The following is a 21,525-nucleotide window of genomic DNA, read 5'->3' as shown; positions in this document are numbered from 1 at the left end:
CCTTCATCAACAAGGGAGTTTTTTTATGCATTTGTATGCAAATATAAAAGTCCAATTTCAGAGAAGAGATAAGATAGGCCGTAACATCCAACGCCAAGCATGCCGTAATGAAATAATTGCTTCGCCCTTTCTTTTCGTGAGGAACGAACAAAGAAGCCTTTCCAAATACCAAACCCGATACAAATCCATTCAAGAATCATAAAAAGTGCAGATAATATGAGCATAAATAAAACCATTATGAGCCCTCCTGATTATATTGTTTCATGCCGCGTTCTCAGGGGTGGTTGTCCTTGTTATGTATATATATGTGCGTCTTTACAAAACAGTATGGTCTGCACAAAAAGATTTTAAAACTTTTGCACATAACCTACCCTATTTATTTTCACAATAAAGGTGGAGGAGGTTTTTCGTGTGAAGAATCTTAAAATCATTTGGATATACCGTTTAGGATTATTGTTACTTGTCTTTCTTTGTTTGCTCGTCTTTTTAAAAATTAAGCCGCTATGGGCACCGATTATTTTTGTATGTAAAGTGGCCATTACACCGTTTCTTATTGCATGTTTCATTGCGTATTTATTGCATCCTTTAATTGAAAAAATTCATAAGGAAGGGATGCCGCGTACACTCGCTATTTTGCTTATTTACATCCTTTTCTTTGGCGGGATTGGTTATGGAATTTATAAAGGAACGCCGGTTGTGATTAAGCAATTACAAGAAATCAATGAACAATTCCCGCAGTTTACAAAAATGTATGATTCTTGGATGGATGGTGTTACAGAACAAACAGCGAATTTCCCGTCATTTATTCATGAAAAGGTGAAACAAATTTTTGTCGGAGTAGAGACGAAGATACAAGCACTTTTAAATAAAGTGATGAGCACAGCTCGTGGTGTACTAGATTCGTTACTCATTATTTTCTTAATTCCGTTCATTGTATTTTACATATTAAAAGATTACGGCGAGTTTTATCATATCTTTTGGAAACTAGTTCCGAGTAAGTGGCGTAGTACGGGGCAAATGCTGGCGAAAGAAATTGATAAGTCACTTGGAAGTTATATTCGAGGACAGTTATTCGTTTGTTTAGTATTAGGGGGAGTATCGGTTCTTTCTTTTTGGTTTATCGGTATGAAATATCCATTATTACTTGGCATCATCATCGGGATAACAGATATAATCCCATACTTTGGTCCTATTTTAGGAGCGATTCCAGCGTTGATGATTGCAGCAACGGTATCAACAAGTTTACTCATTAAAGCGGGGATTACGATTGCTATTTTGCAATTCGTAGAAAGTAACATTTTATCCCCTTACATCGTTGGTAAGTCGCTTCGCATGCATCCTGTCATTATTATGCTTGCACTACTAGTTGGGGGAGAAGTGGCAGGAATTGTAGGGTTATTAATATCAGTTCCTGTTTTGGCGGTCATTCGCACAGTGATCGTTCATGTAAGGCCCCTTTGGAAAAAAGAAGATGTGTAATAGGAAGGCCCTCTCCTTATAAAAGTAGAGGGCTATCATTATTTAGAGAGTTGCTCGTTTATTTTTTGAACGAGAGAGCTTACATCATTTGTTTGAATATGTTTTATTTTTTTCCATTCATTATCATACATAAATACAATTTGATTGCTGAAAAGCCGCTTTTGTTCTTTTAAATTTGAAATTTTTGCGAAAGCGTACTCTTCAAATAAAGGGTTCTTACTTACATCTGGTCCATAAAAGAAGAGCCGTTTGTCTGTTAAAATTAGCAATCCTGGCCTTGCGACGGAACGATAAATAAATATGTCTAGTGAACAGGCTACGTAAAACAATATTGTTTCATCAGTCGTTAACATATTTTTAGCTTTGTTCAATAAGGTTGTCATTATAATCGCTCCTTTATTATTAATAATTTAATTATAACAAAAATAAAATATTCAGAAAAGTGCGTGGGAGTAGTACAATTTATTAATACATGCATAATATATGAAAAGGCTGTTAAGAATGAATAGTAGAATAGCTATGATTAATAAGTAATTGATATAATATAAATGATTATCTAGATTGACAAACTTAAGAGAATTCTATTATATTTAGTCATATAATACATTAAATCAATGACGGAACAAGTACGTTACAGTCCATTTATAGAGAGAAGCTTCCATATGGCTGAAAGAAGCTTTAAATGAAGGGTAACAGAAAGCTAATCCTGAGAGCAGCTAATCACTGCCGTCTTGCCACGTTACGGCACCATGAGGTGATGAATTGATTCATATAGCAATCAATTCATAATTAGGGTGGTATCGCGAGTTAACTCTCGTCCCTTTTATAGGGGCGGGAGTTTTTTATATTTAAGGAGGAAAATACAATGAAACAACTAACAGGCGCACAAATTCGTCAAATGTTTTTAGACTTTTTCCAAGAAAAAGGACATGCAGTAGAACCTAGTGCATCACTAGTTCCACATGAAGATCCATCTCTTCTATGGATTAACAGTGGTGTAGCAACATTAAAAAAATATTTTGATGGACGTGTAATCCCGCAAAATCCACGTATTACAAATGCTCAAAAATCAATTCGTACAAACGATATTGAAAACGTAGGGAAAACAGCTCGTCACCATACATTCTTTGAAATGTTAGGAAACTTCTCAATCGGTGATTACTTCAAAGAAGAAGCAATTACTTGGGCTTGGGAATTTTTAACGAGCGACAAATGGATCGGATTCGATAAAGAATTACTATCCGTTACAATCCATCCAGAAGATGAAGAAGCATTCACAATTTGGAATGAGAAAATGGGCGTTCCAAAAGAGCGCATCATCCGCTTAGAAGAAAACTTCTGGGATATCGGTGAAGGACCAAGTGGACCGAATACAGAGATTTTCTATGACCGCGGAGAAGCTTACGGTAATGACTTTAGTGACCCAGAATTATATCCAGGCGGAGAAAATGAGCGTTACTTAGAAGTATGGAACCTTGTATTCTCTCAATTTAACCATAATCCAGACGGTTCATATACACCACTTCCTAAGAAAAATATCGATACAGGGATGGGTCTAGAGCGTATGACATCTATCGTTCAAGATGTGCCTACAAACTTTGACACAGACTTATTCATGCCAATGATTGGTGCAACAGAAACAATCTCTGGTGAGAAATATCGCAATGGTGACTTAGAAAAAGATATGGCGTTTAAAGTAATTGCTGACCATATCCGTACAGTAACATTCGCTGTTGGTGACGGTGCTCTTCCATCTAACGAAGGCCGTGGTTATGTATTACGTCGTTTATTACGTCGTGCGGTTCGTTATTCGAAGAAATTAAACATCAACCGTCCATTCATGTTTGAATTAGTACCGGTTGTTGGAGAAGTAATGAAAGACTTCTATCCAGAAGTACTTGAAAAGAAAGATTTTATTGCAAAAGTTGTGAAAAATGAAGAAGAGCGTTTCCACGAAACACTTCATGATGGTGAAGCAATTTTAGCTGAAGTTATCGCAAAAGCGAAAGAAGAAAAAACAACGGTTATTTCTGGAGTAGATGCGTTCCGTCTATATGACACATACGGTTTCCCAATTGAATTAACAGAAGAATATGCCGAAGAAGCTGGTATGACTGTTGATCATGAAGGTTTTGAAAATGAAATGGAAAAACAACGTGAGCGCGCACGTGCTGCTCGTCAAGATGTTGATTCTATGCAAGTTCAAGGCGGTGTCCTTGGAGAAGTGAAAGTAGCGAGCGAGTTCGTTGGTTACGGTACAGTTGCAACAGAAAGTAATGTTGTTGCACTTGTGAAAAACGGTGAATACACAGACAGCTTACAAGTTGGTGAAGAAGGACAATTAATGCTTGATGTAACACCATTCTATGCTGAGAGCGGTGGACAAATTGCAGACCGTGGTTATCTTCTTGCTGATGGCGTGAAAGTTCTTGTAAAAGACGTACAAAAAGCACCAAACGGCCAAAACTTGCACAAAGTTGTAGTTGAAGAAGGTACATTAACGAAAGATGCGGCTGTAAAAGCTATTATCGATACGAAAAACCGTAGTAGCGTTGTGAAGAACCATACAGCAACTCACTTACTACACCAAGCATTAAAAGACGTACTTGGAACACACGTTAACCAAGCAGGTTCTCTTGTAACTTCTGAACGTCTACGCTTTGACTTCTCTCACTTTGGTCAAGTACAAGCTGACGAATTAGAAAAAATTGAGCGTATCGTAAACGAGAAAATTTGGGAAAGTATTGATGTTGAGATTTCTCAAAAAGCAATTGAAGAAGCGAAAGAAATGGGCGCAATGGCATTATTCGGTGAAAAATACGGTGATGTTGTACGCGTTGTACAAGTTGGCGATTATAGCTTAGAGCTTTGTGGTGGTTGTCACGTTGATAATACAGCTTCTATCGGTATTTTCAAAATCGTTGCTGAGTCTGGTATCGGTGCAGGAACTCGTCGTATTGAAGCAGTAACTGGTAAGTCTGCTTATGAATTAATGAACGATCAAGTAGGTTTATTAAAAGAAGCAGCTGGAAAAATGAAAACAAATCCAAAAGACATTTTAACAAGAGTTGATGGTCTATTTGCTGAAGTGAAACAATTGCAAAAAGAAAATGAATCTCTTGCTGCGAAATTAAGCAATATCGAAGCTGGAAACTTAACGGATTCTGTAATGACAGTTGATGGCGTGAACGTATTAGCAGCGAAAGTAAATGTTGCAGATATGAATAACTTACGTACGATGATGGATGATCTGAAAAATAAATTAGAATCTGCGGTTGTCGTATTAGCGTCTGTAAATGATGACAAAGTAAACATCTTAGCTGGCGTAACGAAAGATTTAATTAGCCAAGGTTACCATGCTGGTAAACTTGTGAAAGAAGTAGCTTCTCGTTGTGGCGGTGGCGGTGGTGGCCGTCCTGATATGGCACAAGCGGGCGGTAAAAACCCAGCGCAAGTTGAGGAAGCTTTAGCATTTGTACAAGAGTACGTTAAATCTGTTTCAAAATAAAGAGATAGTAGTGTACAATGGTAGGGAGAGGAGAAGTTCTTCTCCCTATACTTACTATATAAGTGAGGTGCTTGAAATGGACGGTTTTGATAAAACAATGAAGTTTAGCATTCAAGATGAAAAACAGAGTGTCCATGTAAATGATGTACTTTTAACTGTGTATGATGCACTTCAAGAAAAAGGCTATAATCCGATTAACCAAATCGTCGGTTATTTATTAAGTGGAGACCCAGCATACATACCTCGCCATAAAGATGCACGTAGCATCATTCGCAAGCTTGAACGTGATGAATTAATTGAAGAGCTTGTGAAGTCTTACTTGAAACATCATCGTGAGGAGTAGTTTATGCGGATATTAGGTTTAGATGTAGGTACAAAAACAGTCGGAGTTGCAATTAGCGACGAAATGGGCTGGACAGCACAAGGGTTAGAAACAATTAAGATTAACGAAGAACGAGGTCACTTTGGTTTTGATCGTATTTCTGAGTTAGTAAAGCAGTATGATGTGGACAAGATAGTAGTAGGTTTACCTAAAAATATGAATGGTACAATTGGCCCGCGTGGTGAAGCGTGCCAACAATTTGCAGAAAACCTACGAGAGCTGTTACAATTAGACGTTGTAATGTGGGACGAGCGTTTGTCAACGATGGCAGCGGAACGTCTACTCATTTCAGCCGATGTAAGCCGTAAGAAGCGAAAGCAAGTAATTGATAAGATGGCTGCAGTCGTAATCTTACAAGGATTTTTAGATAGTAAATAAGAGGTGACCAAAATGGAAGAAAATCAAATTACAATTGTAGACGAAAAAGGTAACGAACATTTATGTGAAATTATTTTCACTTTTGACGCTGAAAAATTTGGCAAAAAATCATACGTAGTCTTCTCTCCAATCGGTGAAGTAGACGAAGATGGAGACCAAATTTACGATGCAATGGCTTATGAGCAAAATGAAGAAGAGGGCGGAACTTTACTTCCAATCGAATCTGAAGAAGAGTGGGAAATGGTACAAGAAATGTTCAACACTCTAGCTGATGAGCAAGAAGCTGAATAATAAGTACTGAAAAGGTGGACGATATATAGTCCACCTTTTTTTATATGTAAAATGAAAGATTTTTTGTCGAAACTGCGTAATCCTTTGTAGTATAATGAGACGGATTGTAGAAAAATAAAGTATCTGTCAAAATGATAGGTAAGTTTATTGTGATTTTTCATCGTTTTGTATAGAAAGATGTACATATGGCCTACAATTGAATAAGGAGGAAGAGTTTTGGTAGAGAATCAAGTGAAAAAGAAGCGTAGACGCATTTTTTTATTCTCGATAATTGCACTGCTTTTAGTTTGTGGTTCAGTCTATGCGTATATTTCATCCGCATTAGGACCGGTTGATAGCGGGAATAAAAAAGAGATTGAAGTAGAAATTCCAAAGGGATCATCTACTAGTAAAATTGGTGAGATTTTAGAAGAAAAAGGTGCTGTGAAAAACGGTACAGTTTTTAGTTTTTATACAAAGGCTAAATCTAAAAATTTACAAGCGGGTACATATTTATTAAATCCTTCAATGAGTGCAAAAGATGTTATTGAGCAAATGTCATCTGGTAATGTACATCGTCCAGCTCTTTATAAAGTGACGGTAAAAGAAGGTGCACAAGTAACTGAAATTGCAGAAACGGTTGCAAACGAATTAAAGTGGAATAAAGATGATGTTGTACGTCAATTAAACGATAAAGCATTTATTCAAAAAATGCAGCAAAAGTATCCCAAGCTGTTAACGGATAAAATCTTTGATAGCAATATTAAATATCCATTAGAAGGTTATTTATATCCTGCGACGTACTCTTTCTATAAAAAAGATATAACTTTAGAAGAAATTGTTATCCAAATGCTTGAGAAAACGAATGCAATCATTGTTCAAAACGAAGCAAAAATGAAAGCGAAAAACTGGGATGTGCATCAGCTTTTAACATTGTCTTCACTTATTGAAGAAGAGGCAACAGGCTTTACAGATCGTCAAAAGATCTCTAGTGTCTTTTATAATCGTTTAGCAAAAGGTATGCCGCTTCAAACGGATCCAACGGTATTATATGCACTTGGAAAGCATAAACAACGTGTATTATACGAAGATTTAAAGATAAACTCACCGTACAATACGTACGTTGTGAAAGGATTGCCGGTGGGCCCGATTGCAAACTCTGGTAAACATTCAGTGGAAGCAGCGCTAGAGCCTGCGCAAACAGATTATTATTATTTCTTAGCTGCACCAACTGGTGAAGTGTACTATGCGAAAACATTGGAAGAGCATAATGCACTAAAGCAAAAATATATTACGAAAAAGCAGTGAAATGGGGAGGGATAGCGAAAAAGGTCGCACATCCCTCTTTTTTGTGGTAAAATATATCGGGTTAAAAACTGGCAGAAGAATCGTTTTTAATATCAAAACGGGACGTACAAGCTAAGGATAAAGCTGGCTTGTATTTTTATTGCATTCTATGTGTGAAAAGACGTCATAGAGGCACTTCTCCATGTAAATAAGGAGGACCATTATGGAGGATGCAGTTAACGAGTACCTATTATCATTTATTGATCCGAAAGATAAATTAATTCTTGAAATGGAAGACTATGCGAAAGAAAATCATGTGCCAATTATGGATCGACTTGGAATGGAATTTATGTTGCAATTTTTACGTTTAATTGGACCGAAGAGCATTTTAGAGCTAGGTACAGCAATTGGCTATTCTAGTATTCGTATGATGCAAGCTATTCCAAATTCTCGCATTGTGACAGTTGAGCGCAATCGCGATCGATATGAAAAAGCACTTGAATATATAGAACGTTCACCAGTTAAAGAACGTATTTCAGTTATTTACGGTGATGCGTTAGAAACAGGCGAGCAAGTAGAAGAACATGGAACATTTGACGTTATTTTTATTGACGCAGCAAAAGGACAATATCGTCGCTTTTTTGACTTATATGAACCGTTATTAAATCCTGGTGGCGTAATTATTTCAGATAATGTTATGTACCATGGCCTTGTAACGACGAAAGAGAAAATTGAAAACAGACGTACACGTGGTTTAATCCGTCGTATTAAGACGTACAATGAATGGCTTATGAACCATGAAGGATATGATACAACGATTTTCCCAATTGGTGATGGAGTAGCTGTTAGTAAAAAGAAAGGGTGACCAAGGTATGAAGAAACCAGAATTGTTAGTAACACCAAAAGCAGTGGCGGATATCGAACCTCTTGCGAAAGCAGGAGCAGATGCGGTAATGATCGGTGAGCAAAAGTTTGGTTTACGTTTAGCAGGGGAATTTTCACGTGAAGATGTGAAACAAGCTGTGAAGATTGCACATGAAAATGGTGTAAAAGTATACGTAGCAATGAACGCTATGTTCCACAACGATAAAGTAGAAGAATTAACAGACTATGTTGCATTTTTAAACGAAGTACATGTAGATGCAATTGTTTTCGGAGATCCAGCAGTATTAATGGTGGTTCGCGAAGTAGCGCCAAATATGCAATTGCACTGGAATACAGAAACAACAGCAACAAACTGGTTTACTTGTAACTACTGGGGACAAAGAGGAGCAAAACGTGCTGTATTAGCTCGCGAGCTTAGCTTAGATGAAATTGTTGAATTAAAAGAAAATGCTGAAGTGGAACTTGAAGTGCAAATTCACGGTATGACTTGTATGTTCCAGTCGAAGCGTTCGTTAGTAGGAAACTACTTTGAGTATCAAGGACGTCATCTTGACATTGAAAAGAAAAAATATGAAGAGAATATGTTCTTATATGACCCAGAGCGTAACAATAAATATCCAATTTATGAAGATGAAAATGGTACTCACATTATGAGTCCAAATGATATTTGTTTCATTGATGAGTTAGAAGAGCTAATTGATGCTGAAATTGATAGCTTAAAAGTTGATGGTGTACTAAAAAGCTCTGCATACATTATTGAGGTAACGAAGAAATATCGTAAAGCAATTGATTTATGTGTAGAAGATCGTGATGCGTATTACGACGTGAAAGACGACTTATATAAAGAGATAGAAGAAATGCAACCGGTGAATCGTCCGTTAGATACAGGATTCTTCTTTAAAGAGACGGTTTACTAAACGAGGAGGGTGTAGGAAATGACTGTACAAGAAATTTCACGAGTGATCGATGGCAAACGCGTTATTGTGAAGAAACCTGAACTGTTAATCCCTGCGGGTAACTTAGAAAAATTAAAAGTAGCTATCCATTACGGGGCAGATGCTGTATATTTAGGTGGACAAGAATTTGGTCTTCGTTCGAATGCAGGTAACTTTACACTGGAAGAAATGGCAGAAGGTGTGGAATTTGCAAAGAAATATGGAGCAAAAATATATGTAACAACAAATATCTTTGCACATAATGAAAATATGGACGGGCTAGAGGAATATTTAAAAGGGATTGAAAAAGCTGGCGTAACGGGAATTATCGTTGCTGATCCGCTTATCATTGAGACTTGTAAACGTGTAGCGCCTTCTGTTGAGGTGCATTTAAGCACACAGCAATCACTATCCAACTGGAAAGCAGCACAGTATTGGAAAGAAGAAGGTTTACATCGTCTTGTATTAGCTCGTGAAGCAAGCTATGAAGAAATGAAAGAGATTAAAGAAAAAGTGGATATTGAAATTGAAGCATTCGTCCATGGTGCAATGTGTATCGCATATTCAGGAAGATGTACGCTAAGTAACCATATGACAGCGCGTGACTCTAACCGTGGTGGTTGTTGTCAATCTTGTCGCTGGGACTATGATTTAGTTCAAACAGTATCACAACATAAAGATGCAAAAGAGCTTCCTCTATTCCAAGAAGAAGATGCTCACTTTGCAATGAGTCCAAAAGACTTAAATTTAATTTTATCAATTCCGAAAATGATTGAAATTGGAATTGATAGCTTAAAAGTTGAAGGACGTATGAAATCAATCCATTACGTAGCTACTGTAGCGACAGTATATCGTAAAGTAATTGATGCATATTGTGCGGATCCTGATAACTTTGAGTTTAAACAAGAATGGTTAGATGAGCTTGATAAATGTGCAAATCGTGATACAGCTCCTGCATTCTTTGAAGGGGTTCCAGGACATCAAGAGCAAATGTTTGGAAATCATAGTAAGAAAACAACGTATGATTTCGCTGGTTTAGTGTTAGATTATAATGAAGAAACGGGCATCGTAACGATTGAGCAACGTAATCATTTCAAACCAGGACATGAAGTGGAGTTCTTTGGACCAGAAATAGAAAACTTTACGCAGACGGTGGAGAAAATTTGGGATGAGGATGGAAACGAATTAGATGCAGCGAGACATCCGTTGCAGATCGTGAAATTCAAAGTGGATCAACCAGTGTATGTGAATAATATGATGCGCAAAAGCATACTTCAATAAGAAAGAGTGATAGTCGAATGGGGACGAATAAGCCTGTTGTAATTGGAATTGCTGGTGGTTCAGGGTCAGGTAAGACAAGTGTAACGAAAGCGATTTTTGACCATTTTAAAGGTCATTCCATTTTAATCTTAGAGCAAGATTATTATTACAAAGATCAAAGCCATTTACCAATGGAAGAACGTTTAAAAACAAATTATGATCATCCATTAGCGTTTGATAATGATTTGTTAATTGAACATTTGCAGCAGTTGCTTGCATATAAACAAGTAGAGAAACCTGTATATGACTATACATTGCATACGCGTTCAGATGAAATTATTCCAGTTGAGCCGAAAGATGTAATCATTTTAGAAGGAATTCTTATTTTAGAAGACCCACGTCTTTGTGAGTTAATGGACATTAAGTTATTCGTTGATACAGATGCTGACCTTCGTATCCTGCGCCGCATGCAGCGTGATATTAAAGAACGTGGTCGTACGATGGATTCAGTTATTGATCAATATGTAAATGTTGTACGTCCAATGCACAATCAATTTATTGAGCCTTCTAAGAAATTTGCGGATATTATTATCCCTGAAGGTGGACAAAACCACGTTGCAATTGATATTATGGTTACAAAAATTGCAACAATTCTTGAACAAAAAGTAAATTTGTAATAGCATAGTAAAAGATATACGGTAGGAAGGGATTTTTTCCCTTCCTATCGAATACAATGAAACATGCAACCTCATCTATATATAGGTGAGGGCATATTTATATCAACTTTCCATACATATCTTCTTTATATAAAGAAGAATTGGGAATACGGGGTTGTATGTGACAACTCCGCTAGTACAGGCGTGCTAGAAACCTCCGCTTTACATATAAGCGGGGGAGTTTTCATATGGAACTCCTCTTTTTTTCGGGGGATTGGTATATAAAAGGAGTGGAAAATATGGCAACAGAAAAAACATACCCTATGACGCAAGAGGGTAAGCAAAAGCTAGAGAACGAACTTGAGGATTTAAAAACGGTAAAACGTAAAGAAGTTGTAGAGCGCATTAAGATTGCACGTAGCTTCGGAGATCTTTCTGAGAACTCTGAGTATGATGCAGCGAAAGATGAGCAAGCGTTCGTAGAAGGACGTATTACACAATTAGAAAACATGATTCGTAACGCAGTTATCATCACAGATAACGGTGAAGAATCTACAGTTGTTACATTAGGTAAAACAGTAACATTTAAAGAACTACCAGATGGAGATGAAGAAGCTTACACAATCGTAGGTAGCGCAGAAGCAGATCCATTTGAAGGAAGAATTTCTAACGATTCTCCAATCGCAAAAAGCTTATTAGGTAAGCAAATTGGCGAGAAGGTAGCAATCCAAACTCCAGGTGGAGAAATGCAAGTAGAGATTATCTCTGTAAAATAATTAAAAATCACTCGTGTAAAAGCGAGTGATTTTTTTATTTGTATAAAAGATGAAACACTCCGTCCAAACTATACTAGACGAGGTGTTTTTTTATGGAAATAAAACGGAGAATTACAATTGTTTTAATTTGTTTTATATGTGTCATGTTTATGTTACTTTGTCGTTTAATTCAAATACAAATTATCGATACGGAATCATTTACGGATCGTAAGATTAACTTAATTGAAAAAAGTGTTACACAACGGACGCAATCCATTACGGTAGATGATGGACGCGGCCATTTTATAGATCGTAATGGTAAGGAGATAGGTGAGAAAAAGTATCCTGTTTTAATTGTTTTTCCATTTCTACAATTAAAAAATAACATGTTGGAGAAAATTGCGCATATCATTGGTATGTCGAGACAAGAGATTGAAAGTCAAATGAAACATAAGAAAAGTGCATTTATCCTGCAAAGAGGAAATGAACCACTTCGCTTGGAACGAGAGCAGATGGAGAAGGTGAATCAATTAAATGTATTAGGCATTGTAGCAGCTGAAGTTCGTTTGCGGCAAACTAGCGTGGTGAATCATTTAATTGGTGATGTGGGTGAGAATGAACGAGAATTTCAAAAACGATACGGAGAAGTTAGAAAAATTTCAAAACAAACACCGATTGGCATTTCAGGATTGCAGCAATCATTTGATGAATTTCTTTTGACCGATGGAGAGGCAAAAGTATTGTATCAAGTGGACCGGCAAGGAGAACCGATTTTTGGAAAACAAGCGAAATATACATCGCCTGGAAATCCGTTTTATCCAGTGACGATTCAAACTACTTTACATAACGAGTTACAGAAAAAAGCAGAAGAAGTAGTTGAAGCAAGTGAAATTAAGAAGGGAGGAGTAGTGCTACTTGATGTAAAGAAAAATGAAATTTTAGCAATGGTTAGCAAACCATCTGTACAGGTGAAAGATGAGAGTTTATATAAAACTACACTTGAAAATCAAATGTTAACACCACACTTTCCCGGTTCTGTTTTTAAAACAATAATTGCGGCCGCAGCGATTGATCAAAATGAAAATGTTTTTAATCGCGTATTTAATTGTAATAAAGATTTATATGGTGAAGATCACCCACAAGTTAGGATGGGGACACTTAGTTTTAAAGAGAGCTTTGCTAGAAGCTGTAACAGGACATTTTCAGAGTTAGGAAATGAGCTAATACAAAAGGATAAGATGGTGTTAGAAACTTATGTAGAGGCTTTAGGAGGCGCTGAGAAGGTTGGATGGAGAGGTTCTGTATTTCATACAACTCATTTTGAGCAAATGCCAGAGGAGAAAAGTGTTACGATTTGGGAGAGTGAAGGAAATAAGAATAGTAAAAAAGCGGTAGCGCAAACAGCAATTGGACAGAAAGATGTACGTATGTCACCTCTAGCGATTGCAAATATGATGGCGACGATTGCTAGAGGTGGAGAAAAGATGGAAGTGAAAGCTGTTGAAAAAATAATGTACAAAAATGGAACGGATTTTTATACATTTGAAGACCATACATTAGGTGGGAAACAGCTTTCATATGAAACAGTGAAAACATTACAACAGTTATTAAGGAGCGTTGTAACAACGGAGAAAGGCACAGGAGCAGCATTCAAGTTGTTACCACTAAGTGTCGCTGGAAAATCTGGGACAGCACAAACAGGAAAAGGAACGAAAGAGAATCGTTGGTTTGCAGGTTATTTTCCATATGAAAATCCAAGATATGCTTTAGTTGTCGTGGATATAGAAACGAGTAGCAATGTAAATGCAGTTACACCTATTTTTAAAGCAATCGTAGAATCAATCTATCGATTAGAGAATGAAAAGTAATCTTGCAATTCATAGTAAAATGTTTTCATTTCATGAAAATATTATTGTAAATGTTCAACCTTTCTAGATTTAATGTTACAATAGCAAGTATGAAAAACTGCATGGAGGTTTGAAGAATGGCAGGAGGATCTAGATTCCAACAGAAACAACAAAAACGTCGTCAAAACGGTGTTTTAAATATTGCAATCGCTATTGTACTAGTAGCAGTAGCTATTGTAGCATATCAATTGTTTGTTCCTGACACGAAAGAGCAAGCGTCTTCTAGCGATAAAAAGGTAGCTCAGCAAACAACGAAAGAGAATAAGTCTGAGAAAGCTAAAGGCAAAGAAGAGACGAAGAAGAATGAACAAGAGAAAACAGAGGCTAAGAAGAAAGAAGAAGAAGAGAAGCTAAAGGCTGAAGAAGAACAGAAAAAAGCTGAAGAAGAAGCAAAAGCTAACGAGAAAGTACCAGCTGAAAAAACACAGCCAAAGGCAACTGACGCTTATACGAAACCTTCTTGGAAGCCAGTAGGCACAGAGCAAGGTGCAACACCTGCGATGACGTTTAAAAAAGGTACAGCAGATTGGAATGAGATGAATCAAGCGATTTCAGCTGCAATTGACGTTCCAGTAGAGCAATTAATTATTCATCGAATCGGAAATAACGGTAAGAATAAAGCTTACGGTAACGTACAAGATAAACAAACAGGTAAAAGATATTATGTAAATATTGATTGGGTAGACAATGAAGGCTGGAAACCAGTACTTGTTCAAACTCTAAACTAAAAAAGAGAAGCTCCTTAGGAGCTTCTCTTTTTTAGTTAGCGTAATTTCTTTAATTTAAAATGAACAACCGCGCTATAATATGGTCTTTTACTTTCAGGATCCATAACCATTTGATGCGAGATGTGATGAACTTCAAGCATAAGTGCTTTATTATTATCGATTTGTTCACTGATTTTACGTTCTAAAGAAGCTAAGTCTCCCGCTTCAAAAAATTCTACTTTATCTTCTAACATTTCAAAGGTAAATGACATGAAGACGGCCCCTCTCCTATGTAATCAACTATAGTGTAACAAAGAAAAGAAGGAAATACCATGTACATTTCAATTGACATTTTTAGAAAGAGGGAATATCATACTGATAAAACCGATAAGAAAAAGGGGAATTTTTATGGGTACAGAATTTAATGGTTTATTTGATGAGTGGGCTCATACGTACGACTCATTTGTACAAGGCGAAGATATACAATATAAAGAAGTTTTCGCCCATTATGAGGACATTCTAGAGGATGTAGTTAACAAGTCATTTGGTAACGTATTAGAATTTGGTGTCGGTACAGGTAATTTAACAAATAAATTATTACTTGCTGGCCGCACAGTTTACGGTATAGAACCGTCACGTGAAATGCGCATGATTGCAAAAGAGAAATTGCCAAAAGAGTTTTCCATTACAGAAGGTGATTTTCTTTCGTTTGAAGTCCCGAATTCCATTGATACCATAGTAAGCACCTATGCATTTCATCATTTAACAGATGATGAAAAAAATGTAGCGATTGCGAAGTATAGTCAATTGCTAAACAAAGGTGGTAAAATAGTGTTTGCTGATACGATATTTGCAGATCAAGATGCATATGATAAAACTGTTGAAGCAGCAAAACAAAGAGGTTTTCATCAGTTAGCAAACGATTTGCAAACGGAATACTATACACGTATTCCAGTTATGCAGACTATTTTTGAAAACAATGGCTTCCATGTAACGTTTACGAGATTAAATCATTTCGTGTGGGTAATGGAGGCAACTAAGCAATAGAAAGAGGGATTAGATTGAGAATTGCTGTAATTGGAGCAATGGAAGAAGAAGTACGTATTTTACGTGATAAATTAGAACAAGCAGAAACAGAAACGGTTGCGGGTTGTGAATTTACGAAAGGGCAATTAGCAGGACATGAAGTAATCTTGTTAAAGTCTGGTATTGGTAAAGTAAATGCAGCGATGTCAACGACAATTTTATTAGAAAGATATAAGCCTGAAAAAGTCATTAATACTGGTTCAGCTGGTGGATTCCATCATTCTCTAAATGTTGGGGATGTCGTTATTTCAACAGAAGTTCGTCACCATGACGTAGATGTAACAGCATTTAACTATGAGTATGGTCAAGTACCAGGAATGCCGCCTGGATTTAAAGCTGATGAAGCATTAGTTGCATTAGCTGAAAAATGTATGCAGGCAGAAGAAAATATTCAAGTTGTAAAAGGTATGATTGCAACAGGTGATTCATTTATGAGTGATCCGAACCGAGTTGCAGCCATTCGTGATAAATTTGAAAACCTTTATGCAGTAGAAATGGAAGCAGCAGCTGTTGCACAAGTATGCCACCAATATGAAGTTCCGTTTGTTATCATTCGTGCACTTTCTGATATTGCTGGTAAAGAATCAAATGTTTCATTTGATCAATTTTTAGATCAAGCAGCTCTTCATTCTACAAACTTTATCGTAAAAGTATTAGAAGAGTTAAAGTAATGTAACAAAAAGGCAACTGTCTCATATAAAGAAAATACATACAGTTGCCTTTTCTTTATTGGCAAATAAGGGGGAGAACACGATGAATGTATATCGTGGAGTTCATGAGTTAATTGGTCATACACCAATTGTGGAAATTACTCGTTTTTCACTTCCAGAAGGGGTCCGTTTATTTGCAAAGCTTGAATTTTATAACCCAGGCGGAAGCGTTAAGGACCGATTAGGAAGAGAATTAATCGAAGATGCGCTAGAAAAAGGGCTTGTTACAGAGGGCGGAACAATTATTGAACCGACAGCTGGAAATACTGGTATTGGACTGGCACTCGCAGCGTTACAACATGATTTACACGTTATCGTTTGTGTACCAGAGAAATTTAGCATTGAAAAACAAGAATTAATGAAAGCACTAGGCGCAACGGTCGTGCATACGCCGACTGAGCAAGGAATGACCGGTGCAATTGCAAAAGCAAAAGAGTTAGTAAATGAGATACCGAATTCATACTCTCCAAGTCAGTTCGCAAATGAGGCAAATCCTCGTGCATATTTTAAAACATTAGGACCTGAACTTTGGTCGGCACTTAATGGAGAGATTAACATATTTGTTGCTGGAGCAGGAACTGGCGGTACGTTTATGGGGACTGCATCTTATTTAAAAGAAAAAAATGTAGATATAAAAACGGTTATTGTGGAACCAGAAGGATCTATTTTAAATGGTGGTAAAGCTGGCTCACATGAAACAGAAGGGATTGGCCTTGAATTCATCCCGCCATTTTTGAAAACATCTTATTTTGATGAAATTCATACGATTTCTGATCAAAATGCATTTTTACGAGTGAAAGAATTAGCGCAAAAAGAAGGACTTCTTGTTGGGAGCTCTTCAGGAGCAGCATTTCATGCAAGTTTACTTGAAGCAGAGAAAGCGGCGCCAGGTACAAATATTGTAACGATTTTTCCTGATAGTAGTGAGCGCTATTTAAGTAAAGACATATACAAAGGATGGGAATAAAAAATGAGAGCAAAGACAAAGTTAATTCATGGTATTCGCATAGGAGAACCTTCAACTGGATCTGTAAATGTACCGATTTATCAAACGAGTACGTACAAACAAGAAGCAGTTGGTAAGCATCAAGGATATGAATATTCACGTACAGGAAACCCAACACGTGCAGCTTTAGAAGAAATGATTGCGGTATTAGAAAACGGCCATGCTGGTTTCGCATTTGGTTCAGGAATGGCGGCTATTACAGCTACAATTATGTTGTTTTCAAAAGGTGACCACGTTATTTTAACAGATGATGTGTATGGCGGAACGTACCGCGTGATTACGAAAGTGTTAAACCGCTTCGGTATTGAGCATACATTTGTAGATACAACAAACTTAGAGGAAGTTGAAGAAGCGATTCGTCCAAATACGAAAGCGATTTATGTAGAAACACCAACGAATCCGTTACTAAAAATTACTGATATTAAAAAAATATCTACTCTTGCTAAAGAGAAAGATTTATTAACAATTATTGATAACACATTCATGACGCCATATTGGCAGTCGCCGATTTCTTTAGGAGCAGACATTGTACTTCATAGTGCAACGAAATATTTAGGAGGTCATAGTGACGTAGTTGCAGGTTTAGTAGTTGTAAATAGTCCGCAATTAGCAGAAGACCTTCACTTTGTACAAAACTCAACAGGAGGCATTCTTGGCCCGCAAGATAGTTTCTTACTACTTCGTGGTTTAAAAACATTAGGAATTCGAATGGAAGAGCATGAAACGAATTCACGCGCAATTGCTGAGTTTTTAAATAATCATCCAAAAGTGAATAAAGTATATTATCCAGGCCTTGAGTCACATCAAAACCATAAATTAGCAACAGAACAGGCAAATGGATTTGGTGCTATTATCTCATTTGATGTAGATAGCGAAGAAACATTAAATAAAGTACTTGAGAGATTACAATACTTTACGCTGGCTGAAAGTTTAGGAGCAGTAGAAAGTTTAATTTCTATTCCCTCTCAAATGACGCATGCATCAATTCCAGCAGATCGTCGTAAAGAATTAGGAATTACAGATACATTAATTCGAATTTCTGTCGGTATTGAAGACGGAGAAGATTTAATTGAAGATTTAGCACAAGCGTTAGCATAGTAAAAATGCACTGCTAGTATAGGCAGTGCATTTTTACTATATTAATTTGTGAAATATTTCACAAATTAGACAAACACAAATAAAATAAATTCATGTATATTAAGTTCATGAAGTGTTACCCACGAACAAACTTGTGAAATATTTCACAAACAATGAGGTTCATGTAGGAAAGCAATTCTATTTTTTTGCGCTAATCAGGACTAATTATGACCTGTCGGGTCTTATTTAGTCCAAGATAGCAGAATAGGAGGAATTTACATGGTAGTCAAAGAGAAAGTTGTAAATGAAATGCAGGAAGTAAAAGAGATGATTGATACGTTAGTGAATAACGGTCAGAGAGCTTTACAAGCATTAGAAAGTTTTACACAAGAGCAAATTGACAACATTGTTCATGAAATGGCATTAGCAGGTGTTGATCAACATATGCCGCTTGCGAAGTTGGCTGTTGAAGAAACAGGTCGTGGTGTATACGAAGATAAATGTATTAAAAATATTTTTGCTACTGAATATATTTGGCATAGCATAAAGAAAGATAAAACAGTAGGGATTATTCACGAAGATTCTCATGAAGAAATAATAGAAATTGCGGAGCCCGTCGGTGTAGTAGCTGGGGTAACACCAGTAACGAATCCAACATCGACAACAATGTTTAAAGCATTAATCGCGATAAAAACGAGAAATCCAATTATTTTCGCATTTCATCCTTCAGCACAAAACTGTTCCATTGCAGCGGCAAAAACAGTATATGATGCAGCGGTGAAGGCGGGGGCACCAAAACATTGTATACAGTGGATTGAAAAACCTTCTGTCGAAGCAACGAAACAATTAATGAACCATGAAGGTGTTGCTCTTGTTTTGGCAACTGGAGGGGCTGGTATGGTGAAATCAGCTTATTCTACTGGAAAACCAGCGCTAGGTGTAGGTCCTGGTAATGTACCATGTTATATAGAGAAATCAGCGCATATAAAACGAGCGGTTAATGATTTGATTTTATCTAAAACATTTGATAATGGTATGATTTGTGCATCAGAACAAGCAATTATTGTAGACAAGGAAATTTATGATAATGTGAAAACAGAAATGATTGCAAATGATTGTTATTTTGTAACCGAGGAAGAGAGAAGTAAATTAGAAAAGCTTGTTATTAATGAAAATACATGTGCAGTAAATAGTGATATTGTAGGGAAATCCGCACAGTATATTGCCGAATTAGTTGGAATTACTGTACCTAAAAATACAAAAATGCTTGTAGCTGAAATACAAGGCATCGGAGCTGCATATCCACTATCTCGTGAGAAGTTAAGTCCAGTATTAGCTTGTGTAAAAGCAAATTCATTAGAAGAAGGGTTTACATATTGTGAAGAAATGTTAAACCTCGGTGGTTTAGGACATTCAGCAGTTATCCATTCTGTAAATAAAGAAGTGCAAAAGCAATTTGGATTACGTATGAAAGCTTGCCGCCTTATTATAAATGCCCCTTCATCACAAGGTGGAATCGGTGACATATATAATGGATTTATTCCATCACTTACGCTTGGCTGCGGTTCCTACGGGAAAAACTCGGTTTCTCAAAACGTAACAGCGACGCACTTATTAAATATAAAAAGGTTGGCAAATAGAAAAAAGAATATGCAGTGGTTCAAATTACCACCAAAAATTTATTTTGAAAAACATGCGACATCATATTTAGCAAATATGCCTAACATTTCACGTGCGTTTATTGTAACGGATCCAGGAATGGTTGAGCACGGATATGTAGATACGGTTACGCATTATTTACGTAAACATGCAAATGATGTGAAAGTTGAAGTTTTCTTTGAGGTCGAGCCAGATCCGTCAGATGAAACTGTGTTTAAAGGTGCGGAAATGATGAGAAGTTTTCAGCCTGATGTCATTATCGCACTTGGTGGTGGTTCAGCGATGGATGCAGCGAAAGGGATGTGGCTTTTCTATGAGCACCCAGAAACAACATTCTATGGAATTAAACAGAAGTTTTTAGATATAAGAAAACGTACATGTAAATATCCGGAATTAGGAAGTAAGGCGCAGTTTGTTGCTATTCCAACAACATCTGGAACAGGATCAGAAGTGACACCATTTGCGGTTATTACAGATAAGAAAAATAATATAAAGTATCCACTCGCCGATTATGAATTAACGCCAGATGTAGCAATTGTTGATCCACAATTTGTAATGACAGTACCACCACATGTAACAGCAGACACTGGGATGGACGTATTAACGCATGCAATCGAGGCGTATGTGTCTGTTTTAGCAAATGACTATACAGATGGATTAGCATTAAAGGCTATTGATCTCGTATTTAAATATTTACCAAGAGCATTTAAAGATGGACATGATGAAGAAGCACGAGAAAAAATGCATAATGCTTCTGCAATTGCAGGGATGGCATTTGCAAATGCTTTCCTAGGTATTAATCACAGTTTAGCACATAAAATTGGACCAGAATTTCATATTCCGCATGGGCGTGCGAATGCAATTCTTATGCCGCACGTAGTTCGCTATAATGCTATTAAGCCAAGAAAACACGCATTGTTCCCAAAATATGAGCATTTTGTAGCTGATGAACGCTATGCACATATTGCGAGAATGCTCGGGCTACCAGCAAGTTCGGTGGCAGAAGGTGTAGAATCACTCGTCAAAGCAATTATTGATCTCGGAAAAAGTTTAAATATAAATATGAGTATTGCGGGACAAGGAGTTGCTAAAGACCAATTTGAAGAGGTTGTTGGATTATTAGCAGAAAGAGCTTTTGAAGATCAATGTACAACAGCTAATCCGAAATTACCTCTCATTTCAGAGCTGAAAGAAATTTATATGAAAGCATATAAAGGTGAGTAATGGTTATGAAAGAGTCGCAATAAAGCGGCTCTTTTTCTTTTGGAAAACATCTCCCAGAATGGCTGTATTTACTTGTCTTTAAGTTTAGTAGAATATGATACAGTGAAATGGAGGAGTGAGAATATAATGAAAGAATTACAAGAGAAAATAGAAGATTATACTCGGTTCGGACAAATTCTTCTCGCTGTAAGTACATTGTTAATGGTTGGCTTATTGATTCCAAATGGAGCAAAAGAAACGATACAATTTTTTGTTATGATGGGGAGCATCGTTATATTTTTAAGTTTATCTTTCTTTTTCTTTCAGCGTGTGAAAGTGATGCGAGACAAGTTAGAGGGAAACGAATGTGAATAA

General features: G+C 36.8%; 22 protein-coding genes and 1 other annotated feature. Of the genes, 19 read left to right on the top strand and 3 right to left on the bottom strand.

Features of this window, described 5'->3' with window-relative positions:
• Nucleotides 1-23: 23 nt before the first annotated feature.
• Nucleotides 24-236, bottom strand: coding sequence for a hypothetical protein (locus tag NST14_RS22235; RefSeq protein WP_000242547.1), 213 nt, complete (start codon nt 234-236; stop codon nt 24-26).
• A 175-nt stretch (nt 237-411) separates the two neighbouring features.
• Between NST14_RS22235 and NST14_RS22230 the strand changes: the two genes are divergently transcribed.
• The gene (locus NST14_RS22230; RefSeq protein WP_000793118.1) at nt 412-1,479 is read left to right on the top strand and encodes an AI-2E family transporter; all 1,068 of its coding nucleotides are present in this window, start codon (nt 412-414) and stop codon (nt 1,477-1,479) included.
• A gap of 38 nt (nt 1,480-1,517) precedes the next feature.
• Here the strand turns inward: NST14_RS22230 and NST14_RS22225 are convergent, their stop codons facing one another.
• Nucleotides 1,518-1,862: a PH domain-containing protein gene (locus NST14_RS22225; RefSeq protein WP_000209473.1), complete on the bottom strand. Its 345-nt coding sequence runs from the start codon at nt 1,860-1,862 to the stop codon at nt 1,518-1,520.
• 222 nt (nt 1,863-2,084) lie between these two features.
• Nucleotides 2,085-2,304: a binding site (T-box leader), on the top strand.
• 40 nt (nt 2,305-2,344) lie between these two features.
• Here NST14_RS22225 and alaS point away from each other — a divergent pair.
• The 12 genes from alaS to NST14_RS22165 all read left to right on the top strand — a co-directional run bounded on the left by alaS (nt 2,345) and on the right by NST14_RS22165 (nt 14,430).
• Nucleotides 2,345-4,987 carry an alanine--tRNA ligase gene (alaS, locus tag NST14_RS22220; protein WP_000811836.1) on the top strand — a complete coding sequence of 881 codons (2,643 nt, stop codon included), beginning with the start codon at nt 2,345-2,347 and terminating at the stop codon, nt 4,985-4,987.
• Nucleotides 4,988-5,063: 76 nt separating this feature from the next.
• Entirely contained in the window at nt 5,064-5,330 is a 267-nt protein-coding gene (locus tag NST14_RS22215) for an IreB family regulatory phosphoprotein (RefSeq protein WP_000348590.1), read from the top strand.
• A gap of 3 nt (nt 5,331-5,333) precedes the next feature.
• Nucleotides 5,334-5,747 (top strand): Holliday junction resolvase RuvX, encoded by a 414-nt coding sequence (ruvX, locus tag NST14_RS22210; protein ID WP_001221191.1) that lies wholly within the window; start codon nt 5,334-5,336, stop codon nt 5,745-5,747.
• Between the two features lie 12 nt (nt 5,748-5,759).
• On the top strand, nt 5,760-6,038 hold the full coding sequence (locus tag NST14_RS22205; protein ID WP_000392247.1) for a DUF1292 domain-containing protein: 279 nt from the start codon (nt 5,760-5,762) through the stop codon (nt 6,036-6,038).
• Between the two features lie 216 nt (nt 6,039-6,254).
• Nucleotides 6,255-7,325, top strand: coding sequence for an endolytic transglycosylase MltG (gene mltG / locus NST14_RS22200; RefSeq protein ID WP_000230079.1), 1,071 nt, complete (start codon nt 6,255-6,257; stop codon nt 7,323-7,325).
• Between the two features lie 202 nt (nt 7,326-7,527).
• On the top strand, nt 7,528-8,169 hold the full coding sequence (locus NST14_RS22195; RefSeq protein WP_000389089.1) for an O-methyltransferase: 642 nt from the start codon (nt 7,528-7,530) through the stop codon (nt 8,167-8,169).
• A 7-nt stretch (nt 8,170-8,176) separates the two neighbouring features.
• Nucleotides 8,177-9,106 (top strand): peptidase U32 family protein, encoded by a 930-nt coding sequence (locus NST14_RS22190; protein WP_000742783.1) that lies wholly within the window; start codon nt 8,177-8,179, stop codon nt 9,104-9,106.
• 18 nt (nt 9,107-9,124) lie between these two features.
• Complete coding sequence (locus tag NST14_RS22185) at nt 9,125-10,405, top strand: peptidase U32 family protein (protein WP_000217969.1); 1,281 nt, start codon at nt 9,125-9,127, stop codon at nt 10,403-10,405.
• A 17-nt stretch (nt 10,406-10,422) separates the two neighbouring features.
• The gene (gene udk / locus NST14_RS22180; RefSeq protein WP_000537087.1) at nt 10,423-11,061 is read left to right on the top strand and encodes a uridine kinase; all 639 of its coding nucleotides are present in this window, start codon (nt 10,423-10,425) and stop codon (nt 11,059-11,061) included.
• A gap of 278 nt (nt 11,062-11,339) precedes the next feature.
• Complete coding sequence (gene greA / locus NST14_RS22175) at nt 11,340-11,816, top strand: transcription elongation factor GreA (RefSeq protein ID WP_000179963.1); 477 nt, start codon at nt 11,340-11,342, stop codon at nt 11,814-11,816.
• A 92-nt stretch (nt 11,817-11,908) separates the two neighbouring features.
• Nucleotides 11,909-13,663: a peptidoglycan D,D-transpeptidase FtsI family protein gene (locus tag NST14_RS22170; RefSeq protein ID WP_000403942.1), complete on the top strand. Its 1,755-nt coding sequence runs from the start codon at nt 11,909-11,911 to the stop codon at nt 13,661-13,663.
• A 116-nt stretch (nt 13,664-13,779) separates the two neighbouring features.
• Nucleotides 13,780-14,430 carry a YrrS family protein gene (locus NST14_RS22165; RefSeq protein ID WP_000897107.1) on the top strand — a complete coding sequence of 217 codons (651 nt, stop codon included), beginning with the start codon at nt 13,780-13,782 and terminating at the stop codon, nt 14,428-14,430.
• Nucleotides 14,431-14,465: 35 nt separating this feature from the next.
• Here the strand turns inward: NST14_RS22165 and NST14_RS22160 are convergent, their stop codons facing one another.
• Nucleotides 14,466-14,681: a YrzA family protein gene (locus tag NST14_RS22160; RefSeq protein WP_000010984.1), complete on the bottom strand. Its 216-nt coding sequence runs from the start codon at nt 14,679-14,681 to the stop codon at nt 14,466-14,468.
• 136 nt (nt 14,682-14,817) lie between these two features.
• Here NST14_RS22160 and NST14_RS22155 point away from each other — a divergent pair, with 136 nt between their 5' ends.
• The 6 genes from NST14_RS22155 to NST14_RS22130 all read left to right on the top strand — a co-directional run bounded on the left by NST14_RS22155 (nt 14,818) and on the right by NST14_RS22130 (nt 21,525).
• Nucleotides 14,818-15,456, top strand: a complete 639-nt coding sequence (locus NST14_RS22155) for a class I SAM-dependent methyltransferase (protein ID WP_000536319.1) — start codon at nt 14,818-14,820, stop codon at nt 15,454-15,456.
• A gap of 14 nt (nt 15,457-15,470) precedes the next feature.
• Nucleotides 15,471-16,166: a 5'-methylthioadenosine/S-adenosylhomocysteine nucleosidase gene (gene mtnN / locus NST14_RS22150; RefSeq protein WP_001217039.1), complete on the top strand. Its 696-nt coding sequence runs from the start codon at nt 15,471-15,473 to the stop codon at nt 16,164-16,166.
• A gap of 82 nt (nt 16,167-16,248) precedes the next feature.
• Nucleotides 16,249-17,172 (top strand): O-acetylserine dependent cystathionine beta-synthase, encoded by a 924-nt coding sequence (locus NST14_RS22145; RefSeq protein WP_001103856.1) that lies wholly within the window; start codon nt 16,249-16,251, stop codon nt 17,170-17,172.
• A gap of 3 nt (nt 17,173-17,175) precedes the next feature.
• Nucleotides 17,176-18,309, top strand: a complete 1,134-nt coding sequence (locus tag NST14_RS22140; RefSeq protein ID WP_001201911.1) for a bifunctional cystathionine gamma-lyase/homocysteine desulfhydrase — start codon at nt 17,176-17,178, stop codon at nt 18,307-18,309.
• 258 nt (nt 18,310-18,567) lie between these two features.
• Complete coding sequence (gene adhE / locus NST14_RS22135; RefSeq protein ID WP_229143028.1) at nt 18,568-21,171, top strand: bifunctional acetaldehyde-CoA/alcohol dehydrogenase; 2,604 nt, start codon at nt 18,568-18,570, stop codon at nt 21,169-21,171.
• 126 nt (nt 21,172-21,297) lie between these two features.
• On the top strand, nt 21,298-21,525 hold the full coding sequence (locus tag NST14_RS22130) for a YrhC family protein (protein ID WP_000661441.1): 228 nt from the start codon (nt 21,298-21,300) through the stop codon (nt 21,523-21,525).

This window comes from Bacillus sp. FSL W8-0519, from assembly GCF_038005585.1.
Lineage (GTDB): Bacteria > Bacillota > Bacilli > Bacillales > Bacillaceae_G > Bacillus_A > Bacillus_A paranthracis.
Note: the sequence above shows the minus strand (reverse complement) of the source record. Positions and strands in the feature narration are given on the sequence as shown.